The sequence below is a fragment of the Pantoea sp. Seng genome (genome assembly GCF_009829935.1).
GTDB lineage: Bacteria > Pseudomonadota > Gammaproteobacteria > Enterobacterales > Enterobacteriaceae > Pantoea > Pantoea communis.
This window is the reverse complement of record NZ_SZZV01000005.1, coordinates 114,508-139,648: the sequence shown is the minus strand read 5'-3', so window position 1 is coordinate 139,648 and position 25,141 is coordinate 114,508. Positions and strand designations below refer to the sequence as shown.

19 protein-coding genes are annotated in these 25,141 nt (G+C 47.1%); 7 read left to right on the top strand and 12 right to left on the bottom strand.

Annotated features, from left to right (window positions below; translation table 11 throughout):
• Window positions 1-48: 48 nt before the first annotated feature.
• A complete protein-coding gene (gene tkt / locus FD737_RS06690) occupies window positions 49-2,040 on the bottom strand; it encodes a transketolase (protein ID WP_160833067.1) in 1,992 nt (663 codons plus the stop codon).
• Between the two features lie 273 nt (window positions 2,041-2,313).
• On the opposite strand from tkt, the gene FD737_RS06685 reads away from it, so the two are divergent.
• Window positions 2,314-3,069: a M48 family metallopeptidase gene (locus tag FD737_RS06685; RefSeq protein WP_160833066.1), complete on the top strand. Its 756-nt coding sequence runs from the start codon at window positions 2,314-2,316 to the stop codon at window positions 3,067-3,069.
• Window positions 3,070-3,119: 50 nt separating this feature from the next.
• On the opposite strand, the gene FD737_RS06680 is transcribed toward FD737_RS06685, so the two are convergent.
• Window positions 3,120-3,530, bottom strand: coding sequence for a YidB family protein (locus FD737_RS06680; RefSeq protein ID WP_160833065.1), 411 nt, complete (start codon window positions 3,528-3,530; stop codon window positions 3,120-3,122).
• 774 nt (window positions 3,531-4,304) lie between these two features.
• Window positions 4,305-5,225: an agmatinase gene (gene speB, locus FD737_RS06675; RefSeq protein ID WP_160833064.1), complete on the bottom strand. Its 921-nt coding sequence runs from the start codon at window positions 5,223-5,225 to the stop codon at window positions 4,305-4,307.
• A gap of 689 nt (window positions 5,226-5,914) precedes the next feature.
• Here speB and FD737_RS06670 point away from each other — a divergent pair.
• The 6 genes from FD737_RS06670 to FD737_RS06650 are packed head-to-tail and all read left to right on the top strand — an operon-like array spanning window position 5,915 to window position 11,635.
• On the top strand, window positions 5,915-6,691 hold the full coding sequence (locus FD737_RS06670; RefSeq protein ID WP_160833063.1) for an ABC transporter permease: 777 nt from the start codon (window positions 5,915-5,917) through the stop codon (window positions 6,689-6,691).
• Window positions 6,688-7,356 carry an ABC transporter ATP-binding protein gene (locus FD737_RS06665; protein WP_160833062.1) on the top strand — a complete coding sequence of 223 codons (669 nt, stop codon included), beginning with the start codon at window positions 6,688-6,690 and terminating at the stop codon, window positions 7,354-7,356. The genes FD737_RS06670 and FD737_RS06665 overlap by 4 nt, the downstream gene beginning before the upstream one ends.
• 3 nt (window positions 7,357-7,359) lie before the next feature.
• Window positions 7,360-7,869 (top strand): Stealth CR1 domain-containing protein, encoded by a 510-nt coding sequence (locus FD737_RS23840; RefSeq protein WP_370523015.1) that lies wholly within the window; start codon window positions 7,360-7,362, stop codon window positions 7,867-7,869.
• The gene (locus FD737_RS23835; protein WP_370523026.1) at window positions 7,779-8,456 is read left to right on the top strand and encodes a hypothetical protein; all 678 of its coding nucleotides are present in this window, start codon (window positions 7,779-7,781) and stop codon (window positions 8,454-8,456) included. Before FD737_RS23840 ends, FD737_RS23835 begins: the two co-directional genes overlap by 91 nt.
• Window positions 8,457-8,474: 18 nt before the next feature.
• Entirely contained in the window at window positions 8,475-9,332 is an 858-nt protein-coding gene (locus FD737_RS06655; RefSeq protein WP_160833061.1) for a hypothetical protein, read from the top strand.
• Window positions 9,333-9,340: 8 nt separating this feature from the next.
• Window positions 9,341-11,635, top strand: coding sequence for a glycosyltransferase (locus FD737_RS06650; protein WP_160833060.1), 2,295 nt, complete (start codon window positions 9,341-9,343; stop codon window positions 11,633-11,635).
• A 164-nt stretch (window positions 11,636-11,799) separates the two neighbouring features.
• Here the strand turns inward: FD737_RS06650 and FD737_RS06645 are convergent, their stop codons facing one another.
• From FD737_RS06645 to FD737_RS06605, 9 genes are all read right to left on the bottom strand, one after another.
• On the bottom strand, window positions 11,800-12,807 hold the full coding sequence (locus FD737_RS06645) for a hypothetical protein (RefSeq protein WP_160833059.1): 1,008 nt from the start codon (window positions 12,805-12,807) through the stop codon (window positions 11,800-11,802).
• A 256-nt stretch (window positions 12,808-13,063) separates the two neighbouring features.
• Window positions 13,064-14,311, bottom strand: coding sequence for a capsule biosynthesis protein (locus tag FD737_RS06640; RefSeq protein WP_160833126.1), 1,248 nt, complete (start codon window positions 14,309-14,311; stop codon window positions 13,064-13,066).
• 38 nt (window positions 14,312-14,349) lie between these two features.
• On the bottom strand, window positions 14,350-16,377 hold the full coding sequence (locus FD737_RS06635) for a capsular polysaccharide biosynthesis protein (RefSeq protein ID WP_160833058.1): 2,028 nt from the start codon (window positions 16,375-16,377) through the stop codon (window positions 14,350-14,352).
• 12 nt (window positions 16,378-16,389) lie between these two features.
• Entirely contained in the window at window positions 16,390-18,066 is a 1,677-nt protein-coding gene (locus FD737_RS06630; RefSeq protein ID WP_160833057.1) for a polysaccharide biosynthesis/export family protein, read from the bottom strand.
• A gap of 11 nt (window positions 18,067-18,077) precedes the next feature.
• Window positions 18,078-19,226: a capsule biosynthesis protein gene (locus FD737_RS06625; RefSeq protein WP_160833056.1), complete on the bottom strand. Its 1,149-nt coding sequence runs from the start codon at window positions 19,224-19,226 to the stop codon at window positions 18,078-18,080.
• Window positions 19,227-19,357: 131 nt separating this feature from the next.
• Complete coding sequence (locus FD737_RS06620) at window positions 19,358-19,537, bottom strand: hypothetical protein (protein ID WP_160833055.1); 180 nt, start codon at window positions 19,535-19,537, stop codon at window positions 19,358-19,360.
• Window positions 19,538-20,259: 722 nt separating this feature from the next.
• Window positions 20,260-21,483, bottom strand: a complete 1,224-nt coding sequence (locus FD737_RS06615; protein WP_370523025.1) for an HlyD family type I secretion periplasmic adaptor subunit — start codon at window positions 21,481-21,483, stop codon at window positions 20,260-20,262.
• Complete coding sequence (locus FD737_RS06610) at window positions 21,483-23,666, bottom strand: type I secretion system permease/ATPase (RefSeq protein ID WP_160833053.1); 2,184 nt, start codon at window positions 23,664-23,666, stop codon at window positions 21,483-21,485. The genes FD737_RS06615 and FD737_RS06610 overlap by 1 nt, the downstream gene beginning before the upstream one ends.
• The gene (locus FD737_RS06605) at window positions 23,663-25,117 is read right to left on the bottom strand and encodes a TolC family outer membrane protein (protein WP_160833052.1); all 1,455 of its coding nucleotides are present in this window, start codon (window positions 25,115-25,117) and stop codon (window positions 23,663-23,665) included. The genes FD737_RS06610 and FD737_RS06605 overlap by 4 nt, the downstream gene beginning before the upstream one ends.
• Window positions 25,118-25,141 lie beyond the last annotated feature (24 nt).

Genomic DNA, 25,141 nt, shown 5'->3' with positions numbered 1-25,141 from the left:
CGTTGGCGATCATCTAACCTGTTGGGTCGCCCTTACGGCGACCGCTGATTACAGAATAGATTTCGCGATGTTCACCACGTTCTCAACGGTGAAGCCGAACTCTTTGAACAGCAGCTCTGCCGGAGCAGACTCACCGAAGGTGGTCATACCGACGATAGCGCCATTCAGGCCGGTGTATTTGAACCAGTAATCGGCGATACCCGCTTCGATAGCCACACGTGCAGCAACTGCTTTCGGCAGTACAGATTCACGGTAAGCCGCGTCCTGCTTGTCGAAAGCGTCGGTTGAAGGCATAGAGACAACGCGCACTTTGCGGCCTTCGCTGGTCAGCTTGTCATAAGCGGCAACGGCCAGTTCCACTTCTGAACCGGTAGCGATCAGAATCAGCTCTGGCGTACCTTCGCTGTCTTTCAGCACATAACCACCGCGTGCCACGTTTGCCAGCTGCTCAGCGGTACGATCCTGCTGCGCCAGGTTCTGACGAGAGAAGATCAGAGCTGATGGGCCGTCTACGCGCTCGATAGCGTATTTCCAGGCAACCGCAGACTCAACCTGGTCACATGGACGCCACAGGCTCATGTTTGGTGTTACGCGCAGGCTGGCCATCTGCTCAACCGGCTGGTGCGTTGGACCATCTTCACCCAGACCGATTGAGTCATGGGTATAAACCATGATCTGACGAATCTTCATCAGTGCAGCCATACGTGCCGCGTTACGCGCGTATTCTACGAACATCAGGAAGGTTGCGGTGTACGGCAGGAAACCACCGTGCAGCGCGATACCGTTGGCGATCGCGGTCATACCGAATTCGCGCACACCGTAATGGATGTAGTTACCGGCTGCATCTTCGTTGATTGGCTTAGAACCAGACCACATAGTCAGGTTGCTTGGCGCCAGGTCAGCCGATCCACCCATGTATTCCGGCAGGATCTTACCGAACGCTTCAATCGCGTTCTGGGAAGCTTTACGGCTGGCGATTTTAGCTGGGTTAGCCTGCAGCTGTTCAATGAACTTCTGCGACTCAGTTTCCCAGTTAGCTGGCAGCTCGTTGTTGGTACGACGCGTGAACTCAGCAGCCAGTTCAGGATGAGCAGCAGCATAAGCAGCAAACTTCTGATCCCATGCGGACTCTTTCGCCTGACCAGCTTCTTTCGCATCCCACTGCGCGTAGATGTCTGAAGGAATTTCAAACGGCGCGTGGTTCCAGCCCAGTTGCTTACGGGTCAGTGCGATTTCGTCGTCGCCCAGCGGTGCGCCGTGTGAATCGTGGGTACCGGCTTTGTTCGGAGAACCGAAACCGATGATGGTTTTGCACATCAGCAGTGAAGGTTTGTCTGAAACCGCTTTGGCTTCTTCTACTGCTTTCTTGATGGCGTCAGCATCGTGACCGTCTACGCCACGCACTACGTGCCAGCCGTAAGCTTCGAAGCGAGCGGCGGTATCGTCAGTGAACCAGCCATCAACGTGACCATCGATTGAGATGCCGTTGTCATCATAGAAGGCAACCAGCTTACCCAGTTTCAGGGTACCGGCGATGGAGCATACTTCGTGTGAGATGCCTTCCATCATGCAGCCGTCGCCCATGAACACGTAAGTGTTGTGGTCTACGATGTCATGGCCTGGGCGGTTGAACTGTGCCGCTAAAGTGCGCTCAGCGATGGCGAAGCCGACTGCGTTAGCGATACCCTGGCCCAGTGGACCGGTAGTGGTTTCAACGCCAGCGGTATAACCGTATTCTGGGTGGCCTGGAGTTTTAGAGTGCAGCTGACGGAAGTTCTGCAGCTCGCTCATCGGCAGGTCGTAACCGGTGAGGTGCAGCAGGCTATAAATCAGCATGGAGCCGTGACCGTTAGACAGCACGAAGCGGTCACGATCTGCCCACAGCGGGTTAGTCGGATTGTGGTTCAGGAAGTCACGCCACAGCACTTCGGCGATGTCCGCCATGCCCATCGGGGCACCAGGATGTCCCGATTTGGCTTTTTGTACTGCATCCATACTTAACGCGCGAATGGCGTTGGCAAGCTCTTTACGAGAGGGCATCTTCTACTCCAGGTCGGATTAATGCTCCGCCGCGATTAACGTATTGTAATTAATCAGTTATCAGGCGAAGCGAGAAAAAAGTCGCACATCAATGTACATGAAAATCGGGGCAAAAGTACATGCGTCGACGTGCTAAATAGCGGGTAAACGGTTGCAATTCGGGGCTTGTCTGCTAGCCAGTGAACAGGATGCGAGCTATAAACAAAGCGTTTGAACACCGATCTCAATTTCAGGTGTTTGTTTTCTCTACCTTGTTACGCAAAGGACCTCTAAATGAAAATCCGCGCCACAATTATTGCTGTGGGAATCGCTTCGCTGCTGAGCGGTTGCGAAGGAATGGACAACAACGCGCTGCTGCAATCCGGCGCGCAGGCCTATCAGGCTTATACGTTGAATGATTCACAAGTGAAGCAGCTAAGCGATCAGTCTTGTGCCCAGATGGACAAAGACAACCAGCTCGCGCCTGCCAGCAGTGAATATCAGCTGCGCCTGAACAAAATCGCCGCTGCGCTGGGCGATAACATCAATGGTGTGCCAGCCAACTACAAAGTCTATCTGACCAAAGATGTGAATGCGTGGGCGATGGCCAACGGCTGCATCCGCGTTTATAGCGGCTTGATGGATATGATGACCGATAACGAAGTGGAAGGTGTGCTCGGCCATGAAATGGGCCACGTTGCGCTCGGCCATACGCGTAAAGCGATGCAAGTCGCCTACGCCACCACGGCGGCACGCACTGCTGCGGCCTCGGTTGGCGGCGTGATTGGTCAACTGTCGCAATCCCAGTTGGGCGATCTAAGCGAGAAGCTGGTCAATGCGCAGTTCTCGCAAACACAGGAATCGCAGGCGGATGATTACTCTTATGACCTGCTGAAAAAGCGCGGTGTTAATCCACTTGGCTTAGCCACCAGTTTCGAGAAACTGGCGAAAATGCAGCAAGGCCAAACGAGTTCGATGTTCGATTCGCACCCGGATTCCGCAGCACGTGCACAGCACATCCGCGATCGTATTGCGGCAGATGGCAAATAATCGGCCATAAAAAGGAGCGCCTTGTGCGCTCCTCTCTTCAGCTTCAACAGCTAGCGCTTAAACAGATTATCCACCATCGAACCCAAATCCATCTGGTTGTTGTGCAGACTCTGCTCATCCAGTTGACCTTGCGGCGACATCTTATCGATCAACTGCGGCAACAGCGCCGCCAGCGTGCCGGAAGCGCCATTGACATCGGTGCCCAGCTTATCGGCCAGCGACTGCAACTCCTCCTGCCCGAAAGCACTCTGAATCTCGCCGCCACCGACCTGTTGATTGCCACCGGTGCCGATCCACGAACCCAGCACCTCGCCAAGCCCGCCTTGTTGAAACTTCTGCAGCAGCACTTCGATACCGCCCTGCTCCTGCACCCAATTCCAGATCGCCTGCAACTGACCCAACTGATTGCCCTGCCCGTTGCCGTTCCCCAGCGAACCTACTAATTCATCCAGAAAGCCCATGGTGACCTCCAAAGATTCTCTAACCGTGATTAACGAAGCGATAAATAACGCTACGCCCAAAAGTATAGCTACAGGGTGCCGATAACGAATTGTCACCTTTAAGTTGTTGAGCCGTAGATGCGAGAAGCGTGACAATGGTCTGAACTCGCCACACAAGGCCATGTCATAGTGAGTATGGTCTACACTGACCGTTTGTTTTTAGGCGATATCAGAGAGAGTCACCGGAGCACCACATACTATGTTGACCATTCTGATTATTCTCGCCATCGTTATCGCGATTGTGCTGATTGGCGCGTATCTGGTGATACGTTCCGCAGCCAAAGATGTGAATGACGATTACTAGGAACCGGGGACGTCGAGGGCAATGGATCGCCCCATCAGCTATCACCCTTTCTTAATCACTCTGCGCCGCTCAAAACAAATCCCAACCCACTTCACAGATTGACATCATTGCTATCAATGCGCGTTGAGAAAGGACGATAAACATCAGTAGACGAATTCGCGTGGAGAATGAGAAAGCAGAAACGTGATGATGGCGAGACTTCACCGGTATTGAATATGGCAAATTGAGAAAGTCAGAGAAAGATTACATCTTGCGTGCGTGGCTCTAGGAGCCGAGGAGCGTCGAATGCTGGCAATTCAAATCGTTACCGCTGTCGCGTTAGTTGCAGGTGCTGGGCGTCACTTTTTACGTTCGACCATGAACGATATAAATGATGACTATTAGGAATTGCCAACAGGAGGGCAAGGCATGGGGCCCTGCCCTCCGAGTAATTAGCCTTTATTAGCTGCCTGTACGTGCAGCATATCCAGCGCCAGTGTAGCCGCCGCCAGTGAAGTCAGATCAGCGTGGTCATAACCCGGCGCCACTTCCACCAGATCCATCCCGACGATGTTCATACCCTGCAAGCCACGAATCAGCTTGGTAGCTTTATCGCTGGTCAGTCCGCCGATCACTGGCGTGCCGGTGCCCGGTGCATGTGCCGGATCCAGACAGTCGATATCAAAGGTCAGATACACCGGCAGATCACCCACGGTGCGTTTCACTTCCGCCAGAATGTCATCGACGCTGCGATCGTTAACCTGCGCTGCATCCAGCACGTTAAAGCCAAGGCTCTTGTCGAACTCAGTGCGGATACCAATCTGCACAGAGTGTTTCGGATCGATCAGACCTTCTTTCGGCGCGGTGAAGAACATGGTGCCGTGGTCGAAGGTTGGACCGTTGGAGTAGGTGTCTGTGTGTGCATCAAAGTGCACCAATGCCATCTTACCGAAGTGCTTAGCGTGGGCACGCAGCAGTGGCAGCGTGACATAGTGATCGCCCCCGAAGGTCAGCATACGCTTACCGTTTGCCAACAGCTTCTCAGCGTGCGCCTGCAGTTTGTCAGAGAGATCCTGTGAATCACCGAATGCATAAACCAGATCACCACAATCCACCACGTTCAAGCGCTGACGCAGGTCGAAATCCCACGGCCATCGGCAACCTTCCCAAGCGAGGTTGGTGGAGATTTGACGGATTGCACCCGGCCCTAAACGGCTGCCCGGACGACCTGAAGTTGCGGCATCGAAAGGTACACCAGTGATCACCCACTCAGCATCGCTGTCGTAAGGCTGGAAGTTCACCGGGAAGCGCATGAAACCGAAGGCGTTAGAAACCAGGGAGTTATCGTACTGATTGCCCAGGGTGTTATACATAACTTGTCCTCTTTAGATCCGTGAGTCGGTTAGCCACTAAGGTATAGATGAAAAAAATCCCCTCCGCGTCGTTAGGCCCGACGAGGAAGGGATTTGTTATGCGTGATTATCGCGAAGAATCAGACGACCTGCAATCAGCACCTTTGAAATGTAACAACTACTACTTTTTGTAAAAATCAGTGGATTGTCTCGTGAATGAATTGATTAGCAGTGTTGATTTCACGATACAGAGTGAGGTTAAGAGCAGAAACGAAAAAATAAATTAAATTCAATATATTCAATTGTTTGACATAAATTGGATGTATAGATTAGTTCAATAGGCCTTACAGATAATTTGCAAAATATTAATAGACGAAAACGTTTAGGATTATTTCGACATGATCTGTAACTTAAGCCGTCAAAATTAGGGAAAATTCTTACAGACAAGCAGGGACTAGCTGTTCAAGTGGATGGATTCATATCAACTCTAAACCATCTGATTGTGCTAAATGGCATCACGTCTATCGCGTATTCATCAGCTCTAATCTTTTGAATTTACGTAAAATATGCTGATTATTTTAGCACCCTCGTCTGAAAAACTATAAACCTCCCCCCCTACACCGCCCGTATTGCGTCCAGTGCATTGGTAGCTGTTAAGCCAGGGGCGGTAGCGTGTAAAAAATCCCACCCAATTCTCATGAGTTAAACAAATGGCCCGAAGTGGATTTGAAGTAGAGCAAGCTGCCGTAAAGGCCTTGTTTTTGCGTGAAATACGCACCCGTTTTGGAAAGTTTCGCCTGGGTTATTTTTGGGCGATTTTAGAGCCGTCTGCACATTTGCTGGTGCTGCTGGGCATATTTGGTTTCATTATGCACCGCACTATGCCGGATATCTCGTTCCCGGTATTTCTGCTGAATGGCATTATTCCGTACTTTATTTTCAGTAATATTACAAACCGTTCAGTCGGAGCGATTGAAGCTAACCAAGGGCTGTTTAATTACCGTCCGGTAAAGCCGGTCGACACCATTATGGCCCGCGCACTGCTAGAAACGCTGATCTATGCCGCCGTTTATATTCTGCTGATGGTGGTTGTGTGGATGGCTGGCGAATACTTTGAAATTACCAACCTTCTGCAATTAGTTGCGACATGGGGATTGCTGATTCTATTTTCATGCGGAATTGGGTTAATCTTTATGGTAGTGGGAAGAACCTTTGCCGAAACCCAGAAGTTTTTGCCGATATTGCTAAAACCGCTTTATTTTATTTCCTGCATTATGTTCCCTTTGCACTCCATTCCAACAGATTACTGGCCTTATTTGTTATGGAACCCTTTGGTTCATGCAGTTGAACTCAGCCGTGAAGCGGTAATGCCAGGTTATGTGAGTGAAGGTGTAAGTCTCAGTTATCTAGCGATTTGTACCTTAGTCACGGTATTTGCTGGCCTTGCGTTATATCGCAATCGTGAAGAGGCAATGCTTACCTCATGATTAAAATAGAAAATTTAACGAAATCATACCGCACGCCTCAAGGTCGCCATTATGTTTTTAAAGACCTAAACATCGAAATTCCAAGCGGAAAGAGTGTAGCGCTTATAGGTCGTAATGGTGCGGGTAAATCAACTTTACTTCGGATGATTGGCGGCATCGACCGTCCTGATAGCGGCTCCATCACCACCGATAAAACTATCTCATGGCCGGTAGGCCTTTCTGGTGGCTTTCAGGGTAGTTTGACAGGGCGGGAAAATGTAAAGTTCGTCGCCCGGCTATATGCCAAGCAGGAAGAACTAAAAGAAAAAGTAGCATTTGTTGAAGAGTTTGCCGAACTTGGAAAATATTTTGATATGCCAATAAAAACTTACTCTTCAGGAATGAAATCTAGGTTAGGCTTTGGCTTGAGTATGGCATTTAAGTTCGATTACTACTTGGTTGATGAAGTAACTGCAGTGGGCGATGCGCGATTTAAGAAAAAATGTGAAAATATATTTATTGAAAGAAGTGAAGAATCCAATTTGCTTATGGTTTCACATAGTTTGAACTCCTTAAAATCTTTTTGCAGTTCAGCAATATTTATTGATAGATACAATCGAGTAACACTATATCACAACATTGAAGAGTGCATTGAAGATTACACAAAATCAGAATCTCTAGGATAATTAGTGAAAAAAATAAAGAAGTTTATTAAAAACCCTGGCGTTTTCTTTAGAGACTATCTTAATAAAAAGCACCCCTTAATTTTGAATGAATTAAATTATCCAAAGCAAGATGAAGGTATCATTATTGAAAAAAACATTAATTTAGAATTAAAAGAAGTCGTAAACTTTCCTATTGATGCTGTTTTTACATGGGTTAATGATAATGATCCTGCTTGGAAGGAAAAATTATACAAATATAAGGATATAAATTTATCGGAGCGCGGGGCTTTTTCATCAGACATGGCAAGATTTAATAACCATGATGAACTAAAATATTCAGTCGAAAGTATACTGAAAAACCTTAAATGGATAAGGAAAATATTTATCATCACTGATAACCAAGTGCCTAACTGGTATATCGAGGAGGATGAGAAATTTAAAAAATTGTTATTGTTAATCATAATAAAATTATTAACCAACAATATCTTCCGACATTTAACTCACATGTTATCGAAGCTCATTTACATCATATAGATGATCTTTCCGAACATTTTATATACTTCAATGATGATGTATTTGTAGCCAGGGACCTACCTTCTGGACATTTTTTTAAAGGCAATGGGATAGCATCTCTATTCGCATCAAGTAAAAGTATCAAGAGTATGAGAGAGCGGGGCGTTGATACTCCGACATTATTTGCATGTACTCGCAGCGCTGACTTAATTCGTCGTGATTACAAAATAGATATTGATACACCTTTGATCCACACCTATATTCCATTAAGAAAAAGCATTTATTATAAAGTCTGGTATAAATATAAAAATGAAATAGATTCATTTCTAGACCAAAAGTTTCGAAGTAATAATGACCTAAACTTGGCAACATTTCTTGTGCCTTGGATTGCATATAATGAAGGGTTAAGTACTCACAATATAGATATTTGCTATTATTTTAACATAAGATCTACTGCCGCGAGGCGGCACTATAGTGAACTCTTAGTAGGAAAGAAAAGTGGTTTATTACCACATTCTTTTTGCGCCAACGATTTTAATAGTGAATCTAATATAATGCCTGACTATAAATTGAAACTTCACAGATTTCTATCATCATACTTTCAATAGCTAAAAAAGGATAGAGATATGAAAGTTTTAAAAATACTATTAATCAGTATATTATTCTTAAGTAACTCAGTTTTTTCAAATGAATCTTTAATAAATATACATATCAAAGATCAGGGGAATATTTGTTATCACAACAGTGAAAATAGAATAATGCAGTCTTTTCATATAAATGATCATGAAAAAAACATTTGGTATGCTTTCGACACTAAAAGTAGAGACAGACAAATAATTGAAGTCGTAAAAGACGGGGGGCTTATATCAAGGCATGATTACATTAATAAAAACTCAATAGGCCATTTGGATGGTTTTTTTGTCATGAACGACACAATATTAACCACGAATAAATACAACAACCCAGCAATAATAATAATCAAAAATGGTATTATTCTAAAACGCATACCTTATCCTATTACGATATATGGAAATCAGATTTTAGCAATTAATCGTAATGACATTAGCTCATTTTTATTATGGGCAAGTGATGATAAGTTGATGAAAAATATATTTATTGGCAGGTTTAGCCCTGATCTAAACAGTATTCTAAGCTTAAAGAAGACAACGATTTCGTTTCCTCAAAATGAAGTAATTCAGGGGATAAGTTATAATGGAAAGTTTTTATTTGCGCTCACTGGAGTACCAAATAAAAATGCAAAGTTATATAAATGGAATGTTAAAAATGGAGGTTTAACTTATGTTAAAAATATCATCTTCGATCCTGAGTGGCTTGACCAAGGGTATTTTGAGCCAGAGGGATTGGAATTGACAGGAAACAGTGAAAACGAAACCCTGCGAATTGGTTTTTCAACTAAGCAGTTGTTAGAGAATAAAGCACAATTCATAAATTGTATATCTTCATTGAGTAAAGATCATTTCTGAGCTAATTCATGCCATCACTTAAAGAAAATCCAATCATATCTGTAATAATTCCCGTATACAAAACAGAGAAATATATAGCTGAATGCCTAGACTCAGTTCTAACCCAAAAATTAGGTAGAAAACACGAAAAAAGAACTATAGAGATAATTTGCGTCAACGATGAGTCACCAGATAACTCCAAAAAAATAATTGAAGATTACCTAATTAAAAACAATAACATTGTTCTCATTGAACAAAAAAATCAAGGCCAATCTGTAGCTAGAAATAACGCTTTGAAAATAGCTAAAGGGGATTATGTTTTCTTCCTTGACTCAGATGATCTATTACCAGACGATGCATTTTCAAGCTTAATTAAAGTAGCAGATGAAACTGGCTCAGAAGTTATTGTTTCACATGCTAAAGCATTCAATGGTCGAAGGTCTTGGTACATCCAACCACATGCCGAGGTTGCATCAGCATCATTACGCAAGGTAAAGTTTTTCCACCGTTCAATATTGGTTAATACCCCACCGCCTTGGGGTAAATTGTATAGCCGAAATCTTATAGAAAGAAATAATATTCAGTTCCCTGTCGGCATCAAACTAGCAGAGGATTGGATATTTGTAATGACCGCCATGTATAAAGCCAATCATATATCCTCTACTCCGGAGATAAGTTATCTCTACAGAGGTAGAGATGATGAAGATAATCCTTCCTGCACACAAGTTGTAAATGCAAAGGTTTTTTCTGATCTTGTAAAGGTCTATGGCTTAACAAAAAAATTCAACTTGCCCACTCAGCAAACAAAATATGCTAAACTTTTTATTTTACGAGGCATTCTTTACCGCTTATCGAAGTTTTCAGTTGATAATGATATTAGCACCTGTAAACCAACATTAATAATGATCAGCCAGTTTCTTAAAGAAGAAATTGATCTTAGCATGCTGAAAACATTTACACCAATTAGGAGACTACCGCTCTTACTTATATACCATGGTTTCCTGTCAGAATCTCATAGAATAATGAATTCAGTTTTTCAAAATACTTGTATACGACGTGGGTCAGAAGTAAGTGAAGAATTAATAGTGCAAGACTTCAACTTTCTAAGGGAAAAGTCAACTCAAAAGGGGAACAGAAAATCACTAATAAGACACAATTTAAAGAAATACAATCAGTTAAAGTGGTCATTAAAATATACAGCTGCCAAAATCCTATCAAAAATAATTTACAAAAATAAAAAAATATCTCTTATTGGTGAGAGGTTAGGTAATACAGCTAATGACTCAAGCTTTCATTTATTTAAATATATCTCTGAGAAAAAACAGAGCTCTAAGATTAAAAATGATTATTATTTCGTAATAAAAAAAGATGCCAAGACCAAAGGCAATTTAAATAAATTAAATAATGTTTTAATATATGGATCATTCAAACATTTTTTAATTTTCCATTCTGCGAGTAATTATATTTTCAGTGACAGCATGCGTGATGTATTCCATCGATGGAAAGATGTATCTAAGGAACATAGCGCAAAAAATAAATATTTTCTGCAACATGGTATTTTTGCACTTAACCGAGCTGCGGGTTATTATGATGCGAACTCTATGTTACGTCGAGATGAATTACCAAATAAATTTATTGTTAGTTCTGAGCATGAAAGAAATTTAGTATGTAAAAACTTTGGATTCAAGAAGTCAGAAGTTGCTGTTACTGGGCTATCTCGATTTGATAAATTACCAAAAAACAATCTTACTAAGAATAAAAAAATATTATTGCTTTTTACTTGGCGTGACAGCCTAAATAATGTAAATAGTAATAAATTCTTAACATCTAAGTATTTTAAGCGGTTATCTGAAATACTACAAAGTAATGAGCTTCAGAGAATTTTGCAAAGTAATGGCTATACAATAGAAGCATGTCTCCACCATAAATTACATAAATATATTGGAAGTGCAATAACTGCCAGTAAAGTTAATATTCATAGTATGAATGAATGTGATGTTCAGTCCTTGATTATAAACTCAGATGCTATGATTACTGATTTTTCATCAGCTTCGTTTGATATGCTTTATCAAAACAAGCCTGTACTTTACTATTGGTTTGATGAAGAACAATTTTTTGGAAAAAGAGGCGGTCCTTTAATAGATCCGCTAAATGATATTCCCGGTGAAATATACCGTGATTTTAGTTCACTACAAATTGGTATTGAAAGACTAATTAAGGAAATTCACAACCCCCCATCCAATAAAACAAACAAGTCAAAGATATTTTTTAAATACAAAGATAACGACAACTGCAGAAGAATTTTAGAATTAATTGATAAGTAATATCTTGAAGCCCCTTGAATGGGGCTTTTATCTAAATCCAAGTCATACATTTAATTTATAATGACTATTAAAGTCTATTTTTATAAAAATTTAATTATTAATAATTTATATTTTATGAGCTTGAAAAGTAAACATTTTCAATTCCTTAAGTCACCTCTCTTAATTTAAGCCTTGTACTTAGGGTTATCAATATGATTTGATCTTGACTTTACCTTTTCATATATTGACTTAGCTTCTAAATCCAATCCTGCTAATTGTGCAGCCAAATAAGAAAATGAACCGCACGCAATATTTGTAAGGCCAGATAGTTCGTAGCAATCCAAAAGAGATTGAAATATATCTTTTGCTGTTATCTGAACATCATTTATATACGTGGCTATTAGTCCTTTACTTTGTATATCTCTTATTAAAATAGATCGTGAAAGATAGTAAAGTGCATAATAGTCTGAAGCTCGTATTTCTTTTCTGTTTTCCCATATGTTAATACCAAGCTCAATTACTTTGTCATGATTAAATTGCAATGCATTGGAACGAAACTTGGCGGCAGGAAAATCGATAGGTAATAGTTTAGATATATTACTATCAGTATATCTTGACCAAACTACTTCTTTTTTGGCAACTTTAGCAGGTGATCCAACTAAAAGTGCGTTACTCTCACTCTTACCATTAAATGTACTTCCAGCGCCTAAAATAGAACCGTCACCAATATTAGCACCTTTTAGTACTAACGTATCCCTAGCTAACCATACGCGATTACCTATGACGACGTCTTTGGCAAAGTTGGTTCGACTTCCAGTATTTAAATCAAAGATAGAATGTAGATCAGAATTATAAATTTTCGGGTTGGCAAATAGGCAATCATCTTTAATAGTTATACTCCCACGTTCGGCAGTTTGAATGTAAATTGCATCATTACATACCAGTCCATAACCTATTTCGACTTTACAACCCTCACCAACTATAATTCTCCCTCTAAGTTCACAGAGGTCTTTAATTATTAACCCCCCTCCTTTATGAACTGTTATTTTGCAATTATTGAGGCTTACACCATATCCAATGCTAATGTTAGGGCACTCATCTTCGTACTCAATCCAAGATGATATACAATTAAAAGAGCCACTCAAAGAAATGTTCAATTTTGAAGCATTATCAAATTCTTCTATCTTTTTCAAAATATAATCTCATTACGTTTTCTCAGATATTGTAATGTGATTATCGCTTAAAAAGCTATTTTTTAAAAGGCAATGGCCAAAGATTTATTTTTGAGCTTTTTATTTTAAGGATCGAGATAAAGTGTCTATAAAAACTAAAGTTAAGTCATAAGAATGCGCATAACTATCTGTTTTATATAGATAAAGACTCCAGAGCAATGCTAAGAAATTATATTTTAAATCTTTATATCTTTTACTCTAAATTTTATATATCATCTCATACTTTTCCCTCAAAAAAACCCAGAATGGCTTCCGCTGTTTCCCCAGAATTATGGTTAGTAAAATTAATTTCGTCACCATAATAAACTGCATTCACCTGCGTATTCTCCAGCAGGTAGCCACGAAACTTCTTAAACAGCTTCATATCCGGCTTAAAATCTGCCGTCCAGAACTGATTAAGATGCCCTTGATAGGTCAATCCCTTCATATCGTACAGCGCGTTCCCCATCACCTTTAACGGCTTGTTGTGGATCAGCGCTGAAATCCCTGCCGTGCTATTAATCGTGATCGCTGCTTTTGCATGAGTAAGTAACTCAGGCATTGGCACATCATGAACATAGATCACGCGATTCTTAACTCCGTATTCCTTGCTCAGCTTATTGATCAACGGGCCATATAAACGATGCCCACGATCCATCGGGTGATGTTTGATCACCAGGAACTCATTGCGCGGCGCCTTCTTCGAGAACGAGAAAATCACATCGTTAATGTAGTTGCGCACATCTTCATACGGGCTATGGTTGCGGATCTGGCTATCGTTATATACCTGCAAGATAGCGAGAAAATAACGTTGATCCAGGCTGTTCTGCAAATGCGATAACACATTGCGCTGACGCCAGCCGTACCACTGTTTGCGCCAATATGCCCTGATCCAACACTGCGCCTCATACCATGGTGAGAATGACTTATGGTGGCGATACTCATGAAACTCATGCCGATAGCGCCAGCCCACAAGGTAATACCAAGTCGCATGGCCAATACGCTTCGCCGTTGATGGCTTAAATTTCTCAACCTGCATGGCAGGCATTTCAGGTAAACGACGATAAAACTCCGGATCACGAGGTAAGGATGAGAACGCATTCACCCCGCCCTCTTCTACCGTAATGAAGTGTGGGCGCAAATAGCCCTCTTCAAATGCGATAAAACGAATCCCTTTCGCTTGTGCCCAGCGCTTGGCCGCCTGATGCATTGGGCGACAATCACCAAAACAAAGAATCGTATCGAAGTCATATTCTTTGTGCGTATCACGCAGCCATGAAGGGAATTCTTTTGGTGTTTTGAGATAAGGCAGATATTTACGCTGGCGACAGTAAAAACGATCCCCACCGTTAAATATTACATTAACAGCTTCACGCTCCAGCGATTCAAGCCACTCAGCGACGTCATTGAAGAAAGGTCCCATTGGCCCTTGCAGCAATAGGTATTTCTTCCCAGACAGCAACATCTTCAAAGCATTACTGTGCATCATCAACCTTCTTTTTGTTATTTTATGAGCCGGTTTTCCTAACCGAATTTAACCTTAAAAAACATCAACATCTTGCGGTAATGCCTTACCAGGTAATTTGCTTTTTTCTTATTAACAAACATCTTTCCACGCGGCGCGCTAATCAATAATTCTGCCGCCTCTTCTGCGCTTATCGCCGTGAGCCGTAATGGGTGGATATAGGTGGGATAAGCAATCAACGCCTGGAACACCACATCTGCAAGCCCCAACTTGCGATTGCGACGTGCGCAGACATGCTCATCATTTGTCAGTCCCCAGCCCGCGTAAAAAGGCAGGCCGTAGCAATACACCTGCTTGCCATGCAGTAGCGCTTCGAAACCAGACAGCGAAGTCATGGTGTGGAGTTCATCTGCCATCTGGATGCATTGAATCACATCTGCATCCAGCGCCTGATAATCTGCCAGTTGAGCAACATCTTGCTCAGGGATATTCCCTTTACGGTTTCCTACCAACACATCGGGATGCGGTTTATAGATGATGAAGGCGTCAGGATTACGTTCACGTACCGTGCGCAGTAACGACAGGTTGGTATTGATGGAGAGTGTGCCAGTCTCAATAGAAGCGTCATCTTCCACTTGCCCAGGTACCAGCAAGATACGTTTACCTTCAGAACCCGCAGGCAAAGCAAAGTCGGCACCCAAGTTGTATTTACTGAGCTTACTTTCGACTAAGCGCTTGTGCAGTTTCTCTGCGCGCAGCTGTTGGGCCAAGGTTAACTCGCTGTGATTCATCATCACTTCGAGATCACTGGAGCGCCTGGCGTCGTAATAGATGCCGCGTTTATCGAGCACCAATGAGAGTGGCGGCAGTAAATCCGAACCCAGGCCGGAAGAACGCAAGAAGCCATCTTCCATGCGCCACAGCGGCAGTTGGCGAGTTCTGGCTTTGTCTTGCCAGCGCTGTTCCCCTCTCACGCCCCATACAACACATGCAGTCGCAGCACGGCAATGGCGAGAGAAACTCAATTTGTTCGCCGTCGTATGCAAAAACGGTTTTAGGATCGTGGATTTCCACAGCGATAATCCCGGCGCCCAAAGATGCCCACTACGCTGTTGCTGATGACGACGCTGTAACTGCATCCAGTTCAGTACATCAAATAACGTTGCGGCTTCACCGGTTATTGGATCGATGTAGCGGCTATAGCGCAAGTAAGCGGCAGCGAATAATTCTTCGAGAGTCGAGTTACCACGGCGCTGTCGCAATGACTCAGCCTGCTGATGGCGATCGTCCGTTAACCCCCACCCCGCATACCATGGCTGGCCAAAGCAGGTTACTGGTTTACCCGCCATCAAGGCTTCAAAACCATATTGTGACGTCATGACGTAGACACGTGAGACGTGACGCAGCAATGACTGCGGGCTCACGTTATCTGCCATTAAGTGAATACGATGCGTGGATTGTAACTGGTGGTAGTAGCCCGCTTTCTTCCCCTCTAATACATCCGGGTGAACTTTTACCCAGATGGTTGAAGACGGGTTTTCTTTGATGGCCGCCTCCAGCATGGCGGCAAAATCCTCTTCTGTCGCATTGCCGTATGTCACTGACATATCGCCAAAGGTCTGATCAACCACCAGCACTAAGTTACTGGTCAGGCTCTCCCCGGCGATGAATGCCGGAGCCTGGTTATATTTGGAAAGATCTTCCGTAACGATGGTGTGGATCGCTTCTTTCGCTTCAGCGGCTAATGCCTGATTTTCTTCGCGTTGATGGATCAAACGCTCCAGTGCACTCGGTCGGCTGGCATCGTAATAGATCCCTTCATCATCCAGCACCATGGAAAGTGGTGGCGCACCGCTTACCCCCAAATCTAGCGAGCGGATAAAACCATCTTCGAGACGAAGAACTGATTTACCCGCCGCCCGTGCTAATTCCACCGGCTTGCGTGCGCTAGGGCGATGGCCCCACACTGCGACGGTATTAATCTCAGCGGGTATTGGACGCAGCGGAGAAAGCTTCTGACACGGCTGTGCCAGAAAATTGTCCAGATGCGGAATACGCCAAATACCTGATGAGAAAATACCAATCATGTCTCTTTATCCTTAGATCGACAGAATCACTTTCGCACCCACCGCCAGCTGGTAGAGGATGGTGGAGATACCGCGTGTGACTTCGATGTTCTTCGATTCGTACTTCGGCAGTACCATCAGCTCGTCGCCAGGGTTCAGCGTGTCAACATCTTCACCGTTCTCGGCTGCACCGTTCTGACGAATCACCACAATCTTGGCGTTACCCGATTTCTGCGTCAGACCACCACACTTCTCGATGTAATCTTTCGGGCTCATGCCTTTCTCCCAGCTCACCGCATTCGGGAACAGCACTTCGCCATGCACCATAACCAGCGAGGTTTTCTGCGGGATGTTAATCACGTCGCCATCTTCCAGCAGAATCGAATCGAGGTTCTTCTCGTTGAGGATCACTTCACCCTTCGGCACCACGTTGCGCGCTTTGTTGACGAAGCGGCTGATCAGCTGAGCTTCCTGCATGCGCAGGCTGGCTTCTTCTTTGGTGGAGGATTGGGCAGAGAGCGAGGCCTCTTCCAGTTTCTGCAGGGACAGATCCAGCATCTCTTTCTGACGCTGCGCCACAGAAGGACGGTAAAGCTGGATAGCACTCATTTCAGACATGCTGTTGGTGCGAATCTTCGCTAACACCGCACGCATGCTTGAACCGTATGGCAGCACCATCGCGTGTTCGCCAGAGTGCGCACCTTCGACGCGAACCTGAATGGTGCCGGCATAGCGATCGGTGCTGACAATCAGCGTATCGCCATCCTGCAACATGCGGCCCGGCGCAGAACTGATCGGGTAATACTCACTACGTTTCTGCAAGCCCTGCTGGCGGATAATAGTGATGTTAGTGGCGCCTGGCTTAGCACGCGCCCAGCTCAGCGCTTCCGTAACCGGAATGCTGCTGTCACGGAATTCAAAGTCATAGCTGTTGAACACATCACCCTGTACGCTAAAGGTGTGCTGACGCGGCCCCACCACGATGGTGTCACCGTCGGCAAACTGTGACAGGCCCAACTTGCCGTTGAGCAGGAAGTCATACAGGTTGATGCTGGAACGCACGCGGTTGCCACGCTTCACCACGATATCCACATAACTACCGCGATCGGAATCGACGCCGCCGGCTTTGATCAGGTAGTTAAGCAGCGAGTCAGAAGTCACACCGCCGTACAAGCCAGGGCTGCGCACAAAACCTGTCACGTAGACCTTCACTGGCTGCGCCTGCAGCAGCGAGGCGTACACACTGACGTTAGCCTGATAAACCTGTTTCACCTTGGTGGTGATCAGCGCATTCAGCTGGCTGTTGCTGACACCTGCGACCTGAACCGGGCCCACGTTTGGCAGGAAGATGTTGCCTTTAGGATCGACCTGTAATGCGCCATCAAAAGTGAACGCGCCCCACAAACGCACCTGAATGCTGTCGCCAGGATTGAGCACATAGCCGGGGTTGAAGCCGACGGTCGCGCCGCTGTCAGCGCTGGTGCCGTTAAACAGCTGTGCGCCGAACATGCGGCTCATCATCGCCGGTGCTACCGGACGCGGTGTGTTATCAAACCCATCGCTGCTCTGCACCTGACTCTGCTGTCCAGTCAGGAAAGAAGGCAACGGTGCCGCACCGGTCAGATTCGGATCGGCATTAATATCGACGGCCGCGCTGGCGGAGGTGGCTTGCCAGACAGCAAGCAGTAACAGTGACTTCAATAATTTCATGACGAACTCAATTAATCCCGGTGATCTTCAATAACGGCTAACAGCAGTTTCAGGGTGCCGAACAGTAAGCAGCACACCAGTAACCAGCAGGCGATCAAATAAGGGGTATTGGGGAATGTGGACTCCTGCGGCTGCTGCGGTGAGCTGATCACCGACAATACTTTCAGCTTTCGTGCCGCTTCCACGCGGGTTTTCTCAATCGAAGTCAGCGCCAGCTTGTACAGCTCGGTATCAAACGCCACCTTCGATTTAATCTCTTCGAAATCGACCGCCATGCGGTTCAGCTTGTGCCCCTGCGGCGCGGTGATTTTGCTTTTTTCAGCGTCAATCTGCGCTTGTAAGGAGGAGATCGCGTTCTGGGCACTCACTACCTGTGGCGCGTCATCGCGCAGGTAGGTCAGCAGATTACGCAGATCGGCCTCCATCTGGATTTTTTGACCCATCAGGGTGTTAACGAGGGTGCTAGCGGCCAGCGCTTGTGCTTCCGGGTCCAGCACGTTGTTGCTGTTTTGATATGAGAGCAACTCATTTTTGCTGGCATCCAGTCGAACGCGTGCCTTCTCCATTTCCGCTTCAGCAAACGAGAGCTGATCGCGTGCAATCCGGTGCGACAGTTCGTTGATAAAGCGCTCGGATTCTTTCAACACGGCCTGGTTAAACTTCAGCGCAAATTCTGGGCTGAAGCCTTGCGTCTGGATATCCAGCAGGCCGGTTTTGTCGTCGTAAGCAATGCTGATACGGTCGCGGTAATACTGCAGGAAGCGTTCGGCAGTCTCTTCCTTCGCCAGATGGTTGAGGAAATCCAACCCGCTATGGCTAAAGGCTTCATGGAAGTCGAGTTGCTTATCCAGCACCCGGAGCATGTCCGGTGAATTGATGTACTCCTTGAGGTAGAGCGCATCTTCGGCGGAGCTAGGATTAGAGGCACCCAGCAACAAGCCAAAATTAAGGCTACTGCTGGTGAGATCGTCAGAACGTTTAATCGCGACTTTGGATTCGCTCATATAGCGCGGCTGGCTGAAGATCACGAGATAGATCAGTAGCAGCGCCATCGGCAGCAGAATGATAATTTTCGCCAGGTGCTTCTGGATTTCCGCCAGTGAAATGGCAGGAAAACGCGAACGCATCGTGGATGCGGCGGACTTCACTTTCATCAACATGTAACAGTCATCAATTATTTTTGGGGTGCCCAAACTACAATTCGGGTTTGGTAGTATCTCTCACACCCACTTCTCCATGGTCAGCCGAAAATTTGTACAAGGCTGGTTATTTTTATTCAGTCAACGGGTAATCAAAAGCGCAGGGACTCAAAGGTTCTGCACCCTATTTGCGGATTCTTAAATTCGATTGAGTCATGCTGAGAGTTGAGGCTAAGCGCAGGATGCCACTCAATCAACACGGTAGAAACTGAAGGGATCAATCCCGGCAAAATGCTGCCGCTTTGCTGCTCCTGAAAAACAACCTGCTTCATGTCAGTTCCTTTGCATGATATATCTGGCAAATGCTCTCGCTACGCTTCCATACAACGGAAGCGCAGCTAAATTTCATTAACGATTTTGCTCTATCCCCTAAATAACCTCATCGCGCCATCTCTATGAGTGGCGAGCCAAAGCGTGCGCATAGGCATCCGCTTAACGGGTAATGAGGTAAGCTCTTTTTATTATTTTTCACTGCGACGCTCACAGCAAAATCTGAAGTGAGCAAGGGATAGAAATTCGACACTCTATGTAACATACAGCAACAGGCGGCACAAGAATTTTAAGCATATTCTTATTGAACCCTTATCATTTCAAAGGTCAATTCTTAACCACATAAAAGAAGCCACTGGCATAAAACGCCTTAATTCATCTGCTTAACGAAGATTTAAATCAAATTCTCCACACATTACCCTAGTTCGCACTAAAATTTTCTAAAAATGTCAAAAAGCTTCCAGTAATTACCATTGCAACCCATCAGGTCAAAGAAAATCGAGAAATCTCCCTGAGAATGGCCTTGGTTAGTTACATCTTGTCAGCATTAAATTTGCCGAACAGGTTAGCGCTGATACTGGATAAAAAATGTCACCTCCTCGCAAAACGCCACCTGTCTGCACCCTCACCAAACATCAATTTCCTTTAAGTCACCCAAAGCACAGACACAAAAAAACCGCCGTTGACTTCTCAACGGCGGCTCTTAAACATCGACGTATTGCGATTAACGTTCGCGCATCGCCTCTTTGGCTTTGTTAAACGGTTTCACCAGATAATCCATGATGGTCTTCTCGCCGGTCTTGATATCGACCGTAGAAACCATCCCCGGACTGATCGAGTAGCGCTTACCGGCTTTGTTCTGCACGTAGTCGTTATCAGTGCGGATAAACACGCGATAGTAGTAAATCTCCGGCTTCACCTCATCCTGGATAGTATCCGGTGAAATGCTTTCCACCACGCCGTTCATGCCACCATAAATCGCGTAGTCATAGGCCGAGATCTTCACCACCGCACGCTGGCCGGGATGGATAAAAGCAATATCTCGCGGTGACAGGCGCGCCTCAATCAGCAGACGGTCGTTGAGTGGCACGATGTTCATCAGTTCGCCATTGGGAGGAATTACCCCGCCGACCGTGGAGACTTTGATGTTTTTCACGATGCCATTCATCGGCGCACGGATGGTCAGGCGTGTCACCGTATCTTCACGCCCTTTGATCACCTCAGCCAGGCTGTCCGCTTCGGCACTGGCTTTTGCCAGCTCCTCACGCGCCTGCACATAGTATTGCGAGCGCATGTCGGTGAGTTTCAGCTCCAGATCCGATTTATCGCGCTGCAAACGCAACACTTCAACGCTACTGGCGGCGCCGGTTTTCGCCAGTCGCTGTGTGATCGCTAACTCTTTGTTTGCCAACGCCAGCGACTCTTTGAACTGCTTTGTCGAGTCATTAAGCTGGGCGCGTTTGGTTTTATACAACCGCGTCTCGGAGGCAATCAAATCAGGATAAGCCTTGAGCTCATTGGGGAACGTAAGGGGATCGTCGTTGACCTCGGCTCTCAGGCGCGAGGCCGCTGCCAGTGCCGCACGATAACGCGCCGCACTTTCACCCACGCTGGATTGCGAGCGCGTGGCATCAAGACGCGCCACCACCTGCCCCGCTTTCACCCCATCGCCTTCGTGCACATAAAGCTCGGTAAGGATGCCGCCTTCTAAGGATTGCAGCACCTGGTCACGTGAGCTCGGAATCACTTTGCCCGTGCCGGTTGAGACTTCATCCAGTACGCCAAACCAGGCCCACACCAGCGCAACCAGCATCAGAGCGGTACTGATAGTGATCAAACGCACCGCGCCGGTGTAATGGGTTTCCGACTTTAATTCACCCAACAGATCATCGGATGAATCCACTTCCGCCGCTGTTACCAGCCGCAGTTTGCCGGGAAGTTGCTTCATCATGGACGCACCTCCGCTGGGTTACCGCCGGCACGCGGTGGCGGCAACGCATTCTCTTTCGGGCTGTCCATCACCAGTTGCCCATCTTTCAGCACCAGCACGCGATCCACCAGCGCAAGGATCGCCGCACGGTGCGTCGCCACGATCAGCGTGCGGCCATTCAGCCACGCGCCCAGACGTTCGATGAACTCCTTCTCGGTATGATCATCCAGCGCCGCCGTGGGTTCATCCAGCAGGATAATGTTGGGATCGCGCAACAGCATGCGAGCCAATAGTACTGACTGGCGCTGGCCGCCTGATAAGCCTACCCCGCCTTCCATAACCGGATGATCGAGACCGAGTGGCAAACGACGAATGAAATCCGCCCCGCCGCTGACCGTTAATGCACCGAAGATGGTATCGTCAGTCGCGTGGGCCGCGCCCATTGTCAGGTTTTCACGCAGCGTGCCGTGGAACAGGCGTGCGTTTTGCGTCATTAAACCCACGTTGCGGCGCACATCCGACACATCAATATGCGGCAAGCTGAGGTTATCCAGACGCAGTTCACCGCCCACCAGATCCATGCCGCCGATCATCGCTTGCAACAAGGTTGATTTGCCCGAACCGTTGCGACCCAGCACGGCAATACGTTCACCCGGTTTGATCGTCAGGCTTTTAATACGCAGTGCGACGGTGAGTGAATCACTGTAATAGCGGAACATCGCATCATTGAACTGGTAATGGCCAAACAGCACCGGGCAATGGATACGTGTTTCATCTTTGCTGTTTTCCACCGGCAGATTCATCAACGCATCCAGACCGATTTTGGCGGCTTTCACCTGCTGCCAGCGCGCCAGCACTCCACACAGTGTTGCCATGGGGGCAATCATACGAGAGGAAAGCAGGGATGCCGCCACAATCGCACCGGTAGAGATATCGCCATTGATCACCATTGGCGCACCCACTACGATGACACTGGCATACACCAGACCTTGTACCGTCACACCCCAACTGATCAACGAATGCATGACTTTTCGCATCTCAACGCCGGATTGCGCGGTAATGCGAATGTAGCTGTTCCACTGCTGCAAGAAGCGATCTTCTGCCTGCATCAGCTTGATATCCTCCAGCCCCTGCACGCTCTCCACCAGCACCGCATTACGCAGCGTGGACTCTTTCATCGCCTGCTGTGCCAGCTTCGCCAGTTTTTTCTGGCTGAACAGGCCTGGCAGCACCATCAAAATCACCGCGATGGGCGCTATCCATGCCAGCTGGGGAGCGATAATCGCCATCACCAGCAGGAACAGCAGGAAGAACGGCATATCGACGATGGCGGAGACGGTGGTTGAAGTCACCATCTCACGGATCGATTCCAGCTCGCGCAGCTGCGAAATAAAGGTACCAGTCGAACGCGGCACCGCACTGTTTCGCAGCCGCAGCGCATGGCCAAACACGCGATCCGATACACGCATGTCAGCGCGCTTACCCAGTAAGTCGGTGACGTGATCGCGGCCGACTCGCAATATGTAGGTGAACACCACCGAGATAATGACGCCGATATAGAGCACATACAGCGTGGGATAAGATTGCGCGGGGATCACGCGGTCATACACCTGCATGGAGAAGATAATGCCGACCAGCGCCATCAGATTGATCAGGAAGGAGGCCAGCATGACATGGCCGTAAGGCCGCATATCGTGCAGCACCAGCTTCATCAGCCAGTTGGGTTTTACGGTTGCCAGATAACGATCGACACGGCTGTCTTTGGCGGCCGTTACCGGGCGTAATGCGGCGGCGAAGCGGATTTCAGGCAGCAACGTTGCCAGCGCGACGGGGGCGGGTTGTTCATCTCCGGAGAAATGTACGCGCACTTCATCATCACCGTCAAAACTGGTGATAACACCGACTTGCCCATCGTTCAGTTCTACCGCCAGCGGCAAACGCCAGCTGGTGATTTCCCATTTATTCTCTTCATAAAGCTGTAGCGATAAACCAGCCTGACGCGCCAGATGGCGCAACGCTTTGTCACGCGTCTGTTTACCCTGCCATTCGGCGGCGGCCATAATCATGCCCGGAGAACAGGGCAAACGATAATGGGTGGCGATCTGAATGATCGCCGTCGCCCATCCATTTAACGGAACGTGACCGTCGGCACCACTGCTGGTATCACCATTCGGGGCATCGGGAATTTGTAATTGGGTCATGGCTGGATCTCCACATTCTGGATCCGCTGATTATTCAAAGCGAACGCCGATCGGATATGCCCGGTGCTGTATAAGCAGTCGAGTTGCAACGATCGTAATTGACTGATGGTTTGCTGCAGGGTGAAACGGGTCTGGAATACTTCCTGCTCGGCGTTAAGCACGTCCAGCAGCGGACGGGTGCCGAGTTGCAGATACTGATCCTGATAGAGCTGCTGGGTTTTCTCACCCAGCCTCTGTTGCCGCCCCATAATCGCCAGACTCTGCGACAAGCTAAGGGCTACACTTTGCGATTCACTGAGTTGCTGCCGTGCTTTCAGGCGCGCGGAGTTGACGGCCGCGTTGGCCGCTTGCAAGGCGTTGGCAGCGGCGTCACGCGCGGCAGTGATCCCGCCTCCCTGATAGATCGGCATCTCCACTTTGACGAAGGCCTGATACTGAGTGCGATCGAGCGTTTCACTGCCGGAGTAGTGATTGTTGAGGTAGTGCGTGACCTGGGGTTCCAGCGAAATCGTTGGCAGGTTCTGCGCGTTAGCATTATCCAGTTTTGCCTGTGCCTGATTGGCCTGTGCCCATGCCGACAGCACTGCCGGGTTGAGTTTGTCATCCGCTTTACCCACCGCGCAGGAGCGCGTCAGGTTCACCGGAAAGTCCTCATTCACTTTCTTCACCAGCGGCCAACCGAGATAGGTCGCCAACGTGGCACGCCAGCGATCGAGGTTGGCCTGATACTGAATCAGCGTGGTGCGCGCCCCTTCAATACGCGCATCAGTTTGCGTGGCATCGGAGAGCGAAGCCGCGCCTTCATCATTTCGCTGACGGGCCAGATCGCCAATTTTGCTCAGTGCATCGAGCTGCTGCTGGGCAATTTTCACCAGTTGCTGATAGCCCTGCACTTCCACCAGCGCGGAAGCCGTGTCATGTGCCACCGTATCAATACTCACCAGCACGTTGGCTTGTTCCATCGCCACGCCAGCTTCAGCGGATCGCACCGAACTGCTGACTTTGCCAAAGTCATACAGCATCTGCGAAACCGACAATACGAACGATGGGCTAAAGCCCTTCTCGGTATAAGCATTGCTGTAGCCGTTGTTCATCCCGCCGCTGATCTGCGGATAATATTTGGCTTTCGCCACATCCACCTGATTGGCCTGTTCCAGCATTTTCCCCACCGCCTGCGCGATATCCGGATGCCACTGAATGGCACGCTGTACGGCCTGGTTAATCGTGAGTGAATCCGGGACGTGAGCCAATGCGGGTTCGGCCACTTCACCGGTTAATGACGGCAGATCCTGCTGCTGTTGCGCCAGGCCTGCGGAGGTGATTCGGCTGGCCGAGGTGAGCGCATCACTGGCAGCCATAAGTTGAGAACAATGAAATAAAGCGATGCCCGCACAGAAGACGCTGAGCTTAGAATAACGGCGAGTTGGAGCGCCTGATTGCATCAAATCCATCGATAATCCACCAGTCAGTAACAA